The 12,424-nt window shown below is 61.9% G+C and carries 12 protein-coding genes and 1 pseudogene; 3 read left to right on the top strand and 10 right to left on the bottom strand.

Annotated features, from left to right (window positions below; translation table 11 throughout):
* The first annotated feature begins 54 nt into the window (after positions 1–54).
* Positions 55–933, top strand: coding sequence for an alpha/beta hydrolase (locus tag P9292_RS30355; protein ID WP_309844020.1), 879 nt, complete (start codon positions 55–57; stop codon positions 931–933).
* Between the two features lie 4 nt (positions 934–937).
* Here P9292_RS30355 and P9292_RS30350 read toward each other — a convergent pair whose 3' ends face one another.
* A complete protein-coding gene (locus P9292_RS30350; RefSeq protein ID WP_309962688.1) occupies positions 938–1,861 on the bottom strand; it encodes a histone deacetylase family protein in 924 nt (307 codons plus the stop codon).
* A gap of 307 nt (positions 1,862–2,168) precedes the next feature.
* On the opposite strand from P9292_RS30350, the gene mltB reads away from it, so the two are divergent.
* Positions 2,169–3,317 (top strand): lytic murein transglycosylase B, encoded by a 1,149-nt coding sequence (gene mltB, locus P9292_RS30345; RefSeq protein WP_244825905.1) that lies wholly within the window; start codon positions 2,169–2,171, stop codon positions 3,315–3,317.
* A 68-nt stretch (positions 3,318–3,385) separates the two neighbouring features.
* Here mltB and cysM read toward each other — a convergent pair whose 3' ends face one another.
* From cysM to P9292_RS30310, 7 genes and pseudogenes are all read right to left on the bottom strand, one after another.
* Positions 3,386–4,288 carry a cysteine synthase CysM gene (gene cysM, locus P9292_RS30340; RefSeq protein ID WP_250465316.1) on the bottom strand — a complete coding sequence of 301 codons (903 nt, stop codon included), beginning with the start codon at positions 4,286–4,288 and terminating at the stop codon, positions 3,386–3,388.
* 240 nt (positions 4,289–4,528) lie between these two features.
* Positions 4,529–4,885, bottom strand: a pseudogene (locus tag P9292_RS30335) (ComEA family DNA-binding protein); the annotation flags it as partial.
* Positions 4,886–4,960: 75 nt separating this feature from the next.
* Entirely contained in the window at positions 4,961–5,953 is a 993-nt protein-coding gene (rfaD, locus tag P9292_RS30330; RefSeq protein ID WP_309844029.1) for an ADP-glyceromanno-heptose 6-epimerase, read from the bottom strand.
* A gap of 28 nt (positions 5,954–5,981) precedes the next feature.
* On the bottom strand, positions 5,982–6,959 hold the full coding sequence (gene rfaE1 / locus P9292_RS30325) for a D-glycero-beta-D-manno-heptose-7-phosphate kinase (RefSeq protein ID WP_244825909.1): 978 nt from the start codon (positions 6,957–6,959) through the stop codon (positions 5,982–5,984).
* Positions 6,925–8,328 (bottom strand): UDP-glucose/GDP-mannose dehydrogenase family protein, encoded by a 1,404-nt coding sequence (locus P9292_RS30320; protein ID WP_250509354.1) that lies wholly within the window; start codon positions 8,326–8,328, stop codon positions 6,925–6,927. Before P9292_RS30320 ends, rfaE1 begins: the two co-directional genes overlap by 35 nt.
* A 69-nt stretch (positions 8,329–8,397) precedes the next feature.
* Complete coding sequence (gene lapB / locus P9292_RS30315) at positions 8,398–9,573, bottom strand: lipopolysaccharide assembly protein LapB (protein WP_309962684.1); 1,176 nt, start codon at positions 9,571–9,573, stop codon at positions 8,398–8,400.
* A gap of 82 nt (positions 9,574–9,655) precedes the next feature.
* A complete protein-coding gene (locus P9292_RS30310; RefSeq protein ID WP_244825914.1) occupies positions 9,656–9,949 on the bottom strand; it encodes a lipopolysaccharide assembly LapA domain-containing protein in 294 nt (97 codons plus the stop codon).
* A gap of 78 nt (positions 9,950–10,027) precedes the next feature.
* On the opposite strand from P9292_RS30310, the gene P9292_RS30305 reads away from it, so the two are divergent.
* Positions 10,028–10,171: a hypothetical protein gene (locus P9292_RS30305; protein WP_250526113.1), complete on the top strand. Its 144-nt coding sequence runs from the start codon at positions 10,028–10,030 to the stop codon at positions 10,169–10,171.
* 135 nt (positions 10,172–10,306) lie between these two features.
* Here the strand turns inward: P9292_RS30305 and P9292_RS30300 are convergent, their stop codons facing one another.
* Together P9292_RS30300 and rpsA are read right to left on the bottom strand one after the other, a co-directional pair.
* The gene (locus tag P9292_RS30300; RefSeq protein WP_244825916.1) at positions 10,307–10,636 is read right to left on the bottom strand and encodes an integration host factor subunit beta; all 330 of its coding nucleotides are present in this window, start codon (positions 10,634–10,636) and stop codon (positions 10,307–10,309) included.
* A gap of 22 nt (positions 10,637–10,658) precedes the next feature.
* Positions 10,659–12,392 carry a 30S ribosomal protein S1 gene (gene rpsA, locus P9292_RS30295; RefSeq protein ID WP_244825917.1) on the bottom strand — a complete coding sequence of 578 codons (1,734 nt, stop codon included), beginning with the start codon at positions 12,390–12,392 and terminating at the stop codon, positions 10,659–10,661.
* Positions 12,393–12,424: the final 32 nt, after the last annotated feature.

Raw genomic sequence — 12,424 nt, 5'->3', positions numbered from 1 at the left:
TGAATCGAATTTGCTTGATGCCTGGCCGCAGCCGATCACTTCGAAGCTCACCGCATGCCAACCAACGTCTACTCGACCAGCACCGTCACCACACGCCAGGGCGTCGAACTCTTTCTGCACCGCTGGCAGCCGAAGCCTCCACTAGAGCCGACAGCGCGCATCGCGCTCGTGCATGGCCTTGCCGAACACGCCGGCCGCTACGACGCGCTGGCGCTAGCGCTCAACGCGGCGGGCATCGAACTGTTCGCAATCGATCTGCGAGGTCACGGCAAGTCGTCGGGCGAGCGTGCGTGGGTGCGCGTCTTCACCGACTATCTGCTCGATGCCCAAGTTCTTCTCGAAGCCTGCGCCACGACACCGCCCGCCGACACGCCGCTCTTTCTGATGGGCCACAGCATGGGCGGTGCGATTGCCGCGCTCCATGCCGCCGAGCGCGGGAGCGAGAAGAAGCTGGCTGGATTGATTTTGTCGAGCCCGGCATTGCGCATTGGCAGCGGCACGCCGCGCTGGAAGACGACGCTCAACCGCATCGTCGGCACGCTGATGCCGCGCTGGCCCGCGTTCTCGATCGATCCCGCGCTGCTCTCGCGCGCGCCCGGCGTCGTCGAGGCGAACCGGCGCGATCCGCTCGTGCATCACGGTCCGGTTCCAGCTCGCACGGGCGCGCAGATTCTCGCGGCGATGGAGCGCATCGCGGCAAAGCGCGATCTCATCAAGTTGCCGCTTCTGGTGTTTCATGGCACGGCGGATGTCATCTGCGATCCGGCCGGCAGCCGTGAATTCGAAGCCAATGCGGGCTCGACCGACAGCACGCTCGAAATGGTCGACGGCAGCTATCACGAGACGCTCAACGACCTGGACCGCGATCGCGTGATTCGCGCGCTCATCGACTGGACGCTCGTGCGCGCCGACTATGCGCGCACGCATCCGTGACAGGCTAGATTTCGGCCAGCGCTCGAAGATGCGCGACGACGCTGCGCCCGAGCGCCGAGAGGTTGTAGCCGCCTTCGAGACAACTGACGATGCGCCCTTGTGCATGACGCTCGGCCACCGCGCGAATCTTTTCGGTGATCCACGCGTAATCGTCCTCGACGAGTCCCATGTTGCCGAGATCGTCTTCGCGGTGCGCATCGAAGCCCGCCGAGACGAACAGCATCTGCGGCTTGAATTCCTCGAGGCGCGGCAGCCACATCAGGTCGACCACTTCGCGTACTGCCATGCCCTTGGTGCGCGCGGGCAGCGGCACGTTGACCATGTTCGACGCGTGATTGTCCGCGCCTGTGAACGGATAGAACGGATGCTGGAAGAAGCTGCACATCATGACGCGCGAGTCGCCCGTGAACGCAGCTTCGGTGCCGTTGCCGTGATGCACGTCGAAATCGATCACGGCGACGCGCTGCAGACCGTGCACTTCGAGCGCGTGCCGCGCCGCAATGGCCACGTTATTGAAGAGACAAAAGCCCATCGCGCGCGCGGGCTCGGCATGATGACCCGGCGGACGCACGCTGCAAAACGCGTTTTCGTATCGGCCCTCGATGACGGCATCGGTCGCCGCGATCGCCGCGCCCGCCGCACGCAAGGCCGCGCGATACGACTGCGGACACATCGACGTATCCGGGTCGAGTTCGCTTCTGCCATGCTCGGGCGTGCGGCTCTTGATGTAATCGATATGCGACTGCGTGTGCACGCGCGCTAGGTCGGCTTCCCCGGCGAGCGGTGCTTCCTCGCGCTCGACGAGCATGTCGATGCGGCTTGCGATCAGTTGATCTTCAATCGCCTGCAAACGCGCCGCGCATTCGGGATGCCACTCGCCGTTGTCATGCTTGAGGCAGTCGGGGTGGGAGTAAAAGCCGGTGGCCATGATGTCTCGCAGTGCCGTCGGGGTCGGCTCTCGTCTCGTGTTTTTTCGTCATACGCGTATCCCGCGCCGCGCATTTGACGTTAAGTTACCACACCGTTCGAAACGGCCGCCTTCTCGCTCTCCACGGCAGTCCGGGCTCCATGCGTCGGTTATACTGCCCCGAGCCGAAGGCAGCCTTGCATGCGTGCACGGCATGTCGCCGGCCGCTGCGTTCCGTTGAGAAACGTTGCGGATCGTTGCACCGTTCAGCAGGCGTCTGACCGTTCGAACATCCGGCTACGCCCCTTATCGCACAACCACGCAGACTATGACTTTTCAGTTCGCCCCGTTCGTCTCTCCTGTCTCGCTCAAGCGCGCCCTTCTCGCCTCGTTCGTTTGCGCGATCGCCACGTTTGGCGGCAACAGCGCGTGGGCGCAGTCGCAGCAACCGCAAACCGCAACGCCGCAAGGACAGGATTTCGAGGAAGAGATCGTTCCGCAGCGCTACGCGAACAACCCGAATGTCGATGCGTTCATCAACGACATGGTCGCGCGCTACGATTTCGACTCCGCCGCGCTGCACGACCTCTTCAATCACGTCAGTTATTCGGCGACGGCAGTCAAGCTAGTGCTGCCTTCGCCCACGCCGTCCGCCAAGAACTGGCGCGCGTATCAGGCGCGCTTCATCGAGCCGGTGCGCATCAACGCGGGCGTGAAATTCTGGCGCGCGAATCAGGCGACGCTGCAGCGCGCCTCCGAGCAGTTCGGAGTGCCGCCGGAAGTGATCGTCGGGATCATCGGCGTGGAGACGATCTACGGCAAATACATGGGCAACTTCCGCGCGCTGGACGCGCTGACCACGCTCACGTTCGACTACCCCAATGTGCCGAATCGCGTGGACCGTCAGGCGACCTTCCGCAAGAATCTCGAAGACCTGCTGGTCTGGACGCGCGACGCGCAAATCGACCCGACCACCGTGCTCGGCTCGTACACGGGCGCGATCGGCATTCCGCAGTTTCTGCCAAGCAGCATCGTGCAATATGCGGTGGATTACGACGGCAACAGCCGTATCGATCTGCGCACGAGTCCGGCGGATGCCATCGGCAGTGTCGCGAATTATCTGAAGCAGAACGGTTGGGAACCCGGGCGACCGGTGGTGTGGAAAATCGCGGGCGATGTCGGCAGTCAGGGTATCGCGGAAGCGGCCGCGAACGGTCAGCCGGAGCCGCGCTGGTCGCTCGCGCAACTGACGAAAGCGGGCATGATAATCGACCAGCCGGGCCTTAATGTCGATGCCGAAGCCGGCACGCCGCTTACGGTTGTCGATCTGCCCACGCCGGGCCGCGCCACCGAATACACGCTCGGGCTCAGGAACTTCTATGCATTGACGCGCTATAACCGCAGCTTCTTTTATGCGCTCGCGGTGTATCAGCTTGGCGAGGCCGTGAAGGCGCGCATGGCAACAGGCGCGCAGTAAGCGCTTCTTTGGCACCAAGCAAAAACCCCGGCGCGCCGGGGTTTTTTTCATTGCAGCCGCGGAAGGACTCACGCGGGAAACACGCCTGTAGACAAATAGCGGTCGCCGCGATCGCACACCACGAACACGATGGTCGCGTTCTCGACCTGACGCGCCACGCGCAGCGCAACTTCGCACGCGCCGCCCGACGAAATGCCCGCGAAGATGCCTTCGACCGATGCCAGCCGGCGCGCCATCGCTTCCGACGCTGCCTGACTCACGTTCTCGACGCGATCCACGCGGCTACGATCGAAAATTTTCGGCAGATACGCTTCCGGCCATTTGCGGATGCCCGGAATGCGCGAGCCTTCCTCCGGCTGCGCTCCGACGATCTCGATCTGCTCGTTCTTCTCTTTCAGAAACTGCGACACGCCCATGATCGTGCCCGTGGTGCCCATCGACGAGACGAAGTGCGTGATGCGTCCTTCCGTCTGCTTCCACAGTTCCGGCCCAGTGGTTTCGTAGTGCGCGAGCGGATTGTCCGGATTGGCGAATTGATCGAGGATGATGCCGCGGCCATCGCGCTGCATCTGGTCGGCCAAATCGCGTGCGTATTCCATGCCGCCCGTGACCGGCGTGAGGATGATCTGCGCGCCATACGCGCCCATGCTCTGCCGGCGCTCGATGGATAAGTCCTCCGGCATGATCAGCACCATCTTGTAGCCGCGCACTGCCGCAGCCATGGCAAGCGCGATACCAGTGTTGCCGCTCGTCGATTCGATCAGCGTGTCGCCGGGCTTGATGCGGCCGCGTTCCTCAGCTTTCCTGATCATCGACAGTGCCGGACGGTCTTTCACCGATCCCGCCGGGTTATTGCCTTCCAGCTTGCCGAGAACGACGTTGTTGCGGCTGCGGATTTCATCGTCCACGACGCGGACGAGTTGCACGAGCGGCGTGTTGCCGATCGTGTCTTCGATAGTCATGTAAGCCATAAGCGGACCGGATTCATATCCCGCCGAAAAGGTCACACCGCGTGCGATCTTCGTGGGGATTTGGTATGGGAATCCGTCGATTGTAGCCCAGCGGTCCTTTCCATGTTCTTCACCCCTCTTGCACGGATGGAATGCCGGGCGCATCGGCGTTCATGCAAAAACCCCGCGACGAGACAGACCGCGGGGAGCCCAAACCATCCGAGGCTGAAGGAGCTTTTTTGATGCGAGGAAAGAGCCGCCGGCTGATTTCTTGACGACCACGGGCTTCGCCGCCGTCGATGCCGAGACCGGCGTCGCGTTCACGGAATTGGGCGCTGCCGCTTTCGGCGCCGCGCCGATGCTCAGTCCTTCGGCCTCCAGGCGCGATACGGTCTTGCCGCCCATGCCCTTCACGCGCGAGCCGAGATCGGACGCGTCCTTGAAGGGGCCGTGCGCCTGACGTTCATCGAGGATGGCTTTCGCCATGGCCGGGCCGATGCCCTTGATGCCGCGCAGGGCGTCGGCGTTGGCGGTGTTGACATCGACCGCCGCGAGCGCGGAACCGATGGAAAAGGTGAGCGCGAGCGCGACGATCGTTGAGAATGCTTGCTTGAACATGACTGAGTCTCCAGAAGAACCGGCCGGCGAACAGTGCCGACCGCGAGACCCAGTGTAGAGAGACTTCGATTGCCTTTATAGCTGGCCGAATAGCCAACGCACGTAGCGATCGACACCCTCTTGCACCGTCAGAAACGGCGCGTCGTAACCGGCCGCGCGCAGATGCGACTGGTCCGCCTGCGTGAAGCATTGATACTTGCCGCGCAGCGCATCCGGGAACGGTACGTATTCGATCAAGCCGCGCTGCACGAGCTCCGCCAGCGAGAGCGCGGCCTCGCCATTCAGTGCGCGCAACGAGTTGACGACCGTCGAGGCGATGTCGTTGAACGGCTGCGCGCGGCCCGTGCCGAGATTGAAGATGCCCGACTTCTCCGGATGATCGAGAAAGTACAGATTCACCTTGACCACGTCCTCGACGGAGACGAAATCGCGCGTCTGCTCGCCTGCGGCATAACCGTTGTATTCGCCGAAGAGCTTGACCTTGCCTTCCGAGCGGAACTGATTGAAATTGTGGAACGCCACGGACGCCATGCGCCCCTTATGCGTTTCGCGCTGACCGTAGACGTTGAAGTAGCGAAAGCCGACGATCTGGCTGCCCGCCTTCGGCAACACCTGACGCACGATCTGGTCGAACAGCAGCTTCGAATAACCGTAGACGTTGAGCGGCTTTTCGTATTCGCGCTCTTCGACGAAGCGGCTCGAACCGCCATACGTCGCAGCCGAGGACGCGTAGAGAAACTGCGCGCCCTGTGCGAGACAGATATCCATCACGTCGCGGCTGTAACGGAAGTTGTTCTCCATCATGTAGCGGCCGTCGGTTTCCATCGTGTCCGAACAGGCGCCTTGATGAAACACCGCGCGCACCTGACCGAAGTCGCCGCGCCTGAAGCGCTCGACGAATTCGGTCTTGTCGAGGTAATCGTCTATCTCGCAATCGACGAGATTCTTGAACTTGTCGGCACGCGTGAGGTTGTCCACTGCGATCACGCGATGCTCGCCGCGCTCGTTGAGCGCCTTGACGATATTGCTGCCGATGAAGCCAGCCGCTCCGGTAACGATAAAGGTCATGATGGAGTTGCCCGAGTTGCCCGAAGAGTCAGGCGAAGAGTTCGTTGTAATCGACGGTCGCGGTGCCGAGCTTGCCAACCACGATACCCGCCGCGCGGTTCGCATAAGCCACGGAATCGACGAGCGGCACACCCGCGCCGAGCATGGTCGCGACGGTCGCGATGACGGTGTCGCCCGCGCCCGAGACATCATACACTTCGCGTGCTTCGGCCGAAGTGTGCAGCACCTGGTTCTCGGTGAAGAGTGTCATGCCCTCTTCCGAACGCGTGAGCAAGAGCGCGCTCAGGTCGAGTTCCGCGCGCAGCTTGCTCACGCGCTCGTGCAAATCTTCTTCCGACTTCCACTGCCCGATCACCTCGCGCAACTCCGCGCGATTCGGCGTGATGAGTGTCGCGCCGCGATAGCGGTCCCAGTCGTCGCCTTTTGGGTCGACCAGCACCGGCTTGCCTGCTTGCCGCGCTTCGCTGATCATCTGCGTGACGTGCGTGAGCCCGCCCTTCGCATAGTCCGACATGAGGATGACGTCGTGCTGCGGCAGCAGTTCCGCGAAGCGCGCGAGGCACGCGGCCAGCACTTCGTGATTCGGCGTGTTTTCGAAATCGACACGCAGCAGTTGCTGCTGCCGCGACAGCACGCGCAGCTTGATGGTCGTCAGCAGTTCGGGATCGCGTTCGAGATGGCCCGCGACCCGGCTCTCGCCCAGCAATTCGACGATGCGCTCGCCCGGTTCGTCATGCCCGACCACACACAAGAGGCCAGCCTGCGCGCCGAGCGCCGCCGCATTGCGCGCGACGTTGGCCGCGCCGCCCAAGCGGTCTTCCTTGCGCTGCACGTGCACGACAGGCACGGGCGCTTCCGGCGAGATGCGATTCACGTCGCCGAACCAGTAGCGGTCGAGCATCACGTCGCCCACTACGAGCACGCGCGCCGCCGAAATGCGCGCGCGCGGCACCACCGGAATGTCGGCGGAATCAGCTGCGCTTGCCGTTACTGTCGAGAGCGACATGAGGACGTCCTATTGCGTAGTAATCGATGCCCATCTCGGACATCGCTTCCGGTTCATACAGATTGCGGCCGTCGAAGATCACCGGCATTTTCAACGCGCTCTTCAGATGCGCGAAGTCCGGGCTCTTGAACTCCTTCCATTCGGTCACGATGACGAGCGCATCCGCATCCGTCAGCGCTTCCTGCTGCGAGCGCACGAAGTGCAGACGCTTGATGTCGTCGGGCCGCTCGGCCAGATCGAGCGCGAGTACGCGTTCGGCTTCCTGCAATGCGACGGGATCGTAAGCGCGCACGGTCGCGCCGCGCGAGAGCAGCGCCTCGACGATGCGCCGGCTCGACGCCTCGCGCATGTCGTCGGTATTGGGCTTGAACGCGAGCCCCCACACGGCGAACGTGCGCCCGCGCAGATCCTCGCCCATGCGCCTGACGATCTTGTTGACGAGCACTTCCTTTTGCGCGTCGTTGACTTCCTCGACCGCTTCGAGAATGCGCAGCCGATGGCCGTTTTCACGCGCGGTCTGAACGAGCGCCTGCACATCCTTCGGGAAACACGAGCCGCCGTAGCCGCAGCCCGCATACAAAAAGTGATAGCCGATGCGCGGGTCCGAACCGATCCCGCGTCGCACCGCTTCGATATCCGCGCCGACCATGTCCGCGAGATTCGACAGGTCGTTCATGAACGAGATGCGCGTGGCCAGCATGGCGTTGGCCGCGTACTTGGTGAACTCGGCGGAATGCACGTCCATGTAAAGCGTGCGCTCGTGATTCCGGTTGAACGGCGCGTAGAGCCGCTTCATCTTCTCGCGCGCAAGCTTGCCGTTCTCGTCGTCGTCGATCCCGATCACGATGCGATCCGGCCGCATGAAGTCGTCCACGGCGGCGCCTTCCTTGAGGAACTCCGGATTCGACACGACCGAGAAGCCGTGTTCGTCCGAACCTTCCAGTCCGCGCGCCTTTAGTTCGGCTTCGACCACGTTGCTGACCTGCAGCGCCGTGCCGACTGGCACCGTGGATTTATCGACGATCACCTTGAAGCCGTTCGAATAGCGGCCGATATTGCGCGCCGCCGCGAGCACGTACTGCAAGTCGGCGGAACCATCCTCGTCGGGCGGCGTGCCGACCGCGATGAACTGGATCTCGCCATGCTCGACGCTTGCCTGCACGTCGGTGGAGAACTGAATACGACCCGCCGCGCGCGTGCGCCGGAGCATTTCCTGCAAGCCCGGCTCGTGGATCGGCACGCCGCCGTTGTTGAGAATATCGATCTTGCGCGGATCGACATCCACGCAAAACACGTCATTGCCGATTTCGGCGAGACACGCGCCGGTAACCAGACCGACGTAACCCGTGCCGACGATGGTGATTTTCATACGCTTTTAACTGATTCCTGAAATGCCGGTGGCGGAGACGACGCCTCGCGCTCTCGAGCGCGTCCGCCCTCAGGCGGAACTGGTGATCGGCTCCACGCGGCGCGGCGCGTAGGTTTCCCAGCCGCTGCAGCCGGGGCATTGCCAATAGAATAGACGCGCGCGGAAGCCGCAGGTCTGACATGTATAGCGCGGCAGATTCTTCGTGCGCTGTTTGACGAGCGTGCGCATGAGTTCGAGCTCGCCGCGGCGCGGCTCCTCGGCGGTCGCTTCCTGCGCTTCGAGCAGACGCGTCATGCCCGCGAGGTTCGGCGCGCTTTCCATTTGCTTCCTCGCAAGCGCGTGCGCCGCGTCGAGTCCGCGCAACTCCTGGACGTGCTTGTACGCGACATCGAGCAAATCGTTCGATGGATAACGGCTCGCGTAATCGATCAACAAATCGACGCCCTCTTCCTTGCGGCCAAGCGTGCTGTACGCCTTCATCAGCTTCTCGGCGACGAGCGGCAGATACGCTTCGTTCTGCGCCTCCACGCGCTTCCAGCTTTCGATCGCCGTTTCGACATTGCCGGCGGCGGCTTCGACATCGCCCGAGAGAATGGTTGCGCGCACGTTATCCGGATTCGACGCCAGCGCGAGCTTCAACTCGTCGCGCGCGCCTTCCGGATTCTTGCGCTGCAAAGCCTCCTGCGCAAGCTCGCAATGGAAATGCGCGATCTCCATATGCAGCGACGGCGCGCCCATCTTTTCGATGCGCTCGGCGGTCGAGATCGACTTCGGCCAATCTTTTTCGATTTCGTAGATGGTCAGAAGCGCACGTTGCGCGCCGAGCGAGTATTCGCCGGCTTCGAGCGAGCGGAAAGTTTCCTCGGCGCGATCGAGCAGCCCAGCCTTCAGAAAGTCCTGACCGAGTTCATAGAGCGCGTGATCGCGCTCGGCTACGGGAAGATCGGCACGGCTCAAGAGGTTCTGATGCACGCGGATCGCGCGATCGGTTTCGCCGCGCCGCCGAAAAAGGTTGCCGAGCGCAAAGTGCAGTTCGATGGTTTCGGGATCGAGCTTGGCCACCTCGATGAACGCGTCGATCGCCTTGTCGTGTTGCTCGTTGAGCAGGAAATTCAGGCCGCGAAAATACGAGCGCGGCAGGTTCGCATTTTCGGATAGCAGCGTTTTCAGGTCATAGCGGGACGCCATCCAGCCGAGAGCGAAGGCAACGGGAATGACGAGCAGCCACCAGAAGTCTAGATCCATGCGCTTTTGTCGAAGAGTCGGTTAGGTGTCTGCTTTTTAACAACCCTCACGGCGCTCGCCGGGACAGTTGCGAATGATTTCTTTAGATGAGCGGCGGCATGGGCGGCTCTTCCTTCACCACCGGCGTCTCGCGTGCGACACGCAACTCGCGCTTGAGGCGCCCGTTTTCCATGCGCAAACGCAGCATCTTCGGCACAGCCGAAACCAGTCCCGCCAGCAAGCCCACGAGGAAGAATGCAAGGCCGATCAGGATCAACGGCGCTTGCCATTGAAATCCTCCGGGCGCGTTCAGCGTGACGGGGTCGCGATTCGCGAGCGCCAGCACGAGCAGAAGCACGAATACCAGGACACGGATCAGCCAGACGATGAATTTCATGTACGGTTTTCCAGGAGCGGTCGCGCGTGTCAGTGGTTGGCATGATGCCAAGCCCGCGCGGATGATAACCAGGTCAAAGTGACCGGTATTGTAATGGATGCCTTCGCGCGCCAGCACCTGCGGCGCGCCGACCTCAATTGGAACGCATCGGGCGCGAAAGGGCTATCACCAATCGTTGAAATTGATCAGCAGGCGATGGCTGAGCAAATGCCGCACCCGTAACGTGCCGCTTTAAGGCCGCGCAACTTGGGCCGGCAATAAAAAAAGCACCCCGCAGGGTGCTTTTCTGGTCGATTGCCTCGTGGCCGGACGCCGCGAACCTGAGATCAAGTTGATCACGGGGACGATGGGCGCCGATCAGAGATCGTCCGCATCGTCGTCATTCGACTCCTTCAGCGGCTCACCCGCACGACCATCCACGCGTTCACGCAACTCCTTGCCCGGCTTGAAGTGCGGCACGAATTTCTCCGGTACCAGCACTTTCTCACCCGACTTTGGATTGCGCCCGACGCGCGACGGACGGCGATTGAGCCCGAAGCTGCCGAAGCCGCGAATCTCGATACGATGACCGTTGGCCAAAGCCTCCGACATCGCATCGAGCATCGTCTTCACCGCGAAATCCGCATCCTTAAGGACAAGTTGCGGAAATCGCGACGCCAACTGGGCGACCAATTCCGATTTGGTCATACTGCAGCAGTACCGTTAAGGCTTAGCTGTTCTGGCCGTCAAGCTTGGCCTTGAGCAGCGCGCCGAGGTTGGTCGTGCCGGTGGCGGCGGCGTTCGAGTCCGAAGTCTGCAGACCACGAATGGCTTCCTGCTGTTCGGCCGAATCCTTCGCCTTGATCGACAGGTTGATGCCACGCGACTTGCGATCGATGTTGATGATCATCGCGTTGACCTTGTCGCCTTCCTTCAGCACGTTGCGAGCATCTTCCACGCGATCTTGCGCGATTTCCGAAGCACGCAAATAACCTTCGACGTCCGCCGTCAGGGTGATAACCGCACCCTTCGCGTCCACCGACTTCACCGTACCGTCGACGATAGCGCCCTTGTCGTTGATCGCGACGAAGTTGTTGAACGGATCGCCTTCGAGCTGCTTGATGCCGAGCGAAATGCGTTCCTTGTCCACGTCGATGCCCAGAACAACGGCTTCGACTTCGTCGCCCTTCTTGTACTTGCGCACGGCTTCTTCGCCGGTTTCGCTCCACGACAAGTCGGAGAGGTGAACCAGGCCGTCGATGCCGCCCGGCAAACCGATGAACACGCCGAAGTCGGTGATCGACTTGATGGCGCCGCTGATCTTGTCGCCCTTCTTGAAGTTGCGGCTGAAGTCATCCCACGGATTCGGCTTGCATTGCTTCATGCCGAGCGAGATACGGCGGCGGTCTTCGTCGATTTCCAGAACCATGACTTCGACTTCGTCGCCCAGCTGCACGACCTTCGACGGTGCAACGTTCTTGTTCGTCCAGTCCATTTCCGACACGTGAACCAGGCCTTCGATGCCCGATTCCACTTCGACGAATGCGCCGTAGTCGGTGATGTTGGTGACCTTGCCGAACAGGCGCGTGCCCGACGGGTAACGGCGCGAGATGCCTTCCCACGGATCGTCGCCCAGTTGCTTGATGCCGAGCGAAACGCGGTTCTTCTCTTGGTCGAACTTGAGGATCTTGGCGGTGACTTCCTGGCCAACCGACAGAACTTCGCTCGGGTGACGCACACGACGCCATGCGATGTCGGTGATGTGCAGCAGGCCGTCGATACCGCCGAGGTCAACGAACGCGCCGTAGTCGGTGATGTTCTTGACCACGCCTTCCACGATCGCGCCTTCCTTCAGCGTTTCGAGCAGCTTTGCGCGCTCTTCGCCTTGCGTCGCTTCGATGACAGCGCGGCGCGACAGCACGACGTTGTTACGCTTGCGGTCGAGCTTAATGACGCGGAATTCGAGCGTCTTGCCTTCGTACGGCGTCGTGTCCTTGACCGGACGCGTGTCGACCAGCGAACCCGGCAGGAATGCGCGGATGCCGTTGACCATCACGGTCATGCCGCCCTTGACCTTGCCCGTGATCGTGCCGGTCACGAGTTCGTTGTTGTCGAGGGCCTTTTCCAGCGACAGCCACGAAGCCAGACGCTTCGCCTTGTCGCGCGACAGGATGGTGTCGCCATAGCCGTTTTCCAGCGCGTCGATTGCGACGGAAACGAAGTCGCCCGCCTGCACTTCAACCTCGCCCGCGTCGTTCAGGAATTCTTCGAGCGGAATGTAGGCTTCGGACTTGAGACCAGCGTTCACGACCACGAAGTTGTGGTCGACGCGCACGACTTCGGCGGAGATCACTTCGCCGGCGCGCATGTCCTGCTTGGTCAGCGACTCTTCGAACAGAGCCGCGAAAGATTCGGTATTCGGGGTAGAGGTTTGCAGGTCGGACATAAAAATCGATATTTGCACGGCTTTTGCGCGATGGCCTTTGAAGTTTCCGA

This window comes from Caballeronia sp. LZ001 (assembly GCF_031450875.1).
GTDB lineage: Bacteria > Pseudomonadota > Gammaproteobacteria > Burkholderiales > Burkholderiaceae > Caballeronia.
The sequence above is the reverse complement of the archived record's forward strand: the minus strand, read 5'-3'. Positions and strand labels throughout refer to the sequence as shown.

Bases quoted from the DNA above. Each gene is read 5' to 3' on its own strand.
- P9292_RS30300 (WP_244825916.1), bottom strand. From the start codon at position 10,636: ATGACCAAATCGGAATTGGTCGCCCAGTTGGCGTCGCGATTTCCGCAA.
- P9292_RS30350 (WP_309962688.1), bottom strand. From the start codon at position 1,861: ATGGCCACCGGCTTTTACTCCCACCCCGACTGCCTCAAGCATGACAAC.
- P9292_RS30310 (WP_244825914.1), bottom strand. From the start codon at position 9,949: ATGAAATTCATCGTCTGGCTGATCCGTGTCCTGGTATTCGTGCTTCTG.
- P9292_RS30320 (WP_250509354.1), bottom strand. From the start codon at position 8,328: ATGAAAATCACCATCGTCGGCACGGGTTACGTCGGTCTGGTTACCGGC.
- mltB (WP_244825905.1), top strand. From the start codon at position 2,169: ATGACTTTTCAGTTCGCCCCGTTCGTCTCTCCTGTCTCGCTCAAGCGC.
- lapB (WP_309962684.1), bottom strand. From the start codon at position 9,573: ATGGATCTAGACTTCTGGTGGCTGCTCGTCATTCCCGTTGCCTTCGCT.
- rfaD (WP_309844029.1), bottom strand. From the start codon at position 5,953: ATGACCTTTATCGTTACCGGAGCGGCTGGCTTCATCGGCAGCAATATC.
- cysM (WP_250465316.1), bottom strand. From the start codon at position 4,288: ATGGCTTACATGACTATCGAAGACACGATCGGCAACACGCCGCTCGTG.
- P9292_RS30355 (WP_309844020.1), top strand. From the start codon at position 55: ATGCCAACCAACGTCTACTCGACCAGCACCGTCACCACACGCCAGGGC.
- rfaE1 (WP_244825909.1), bottom strand. From the start codon at position 6,959: ATGTCGCTCTCGACAGTAACGGCAAGCGCAGCTGATTCCGCCGACATT.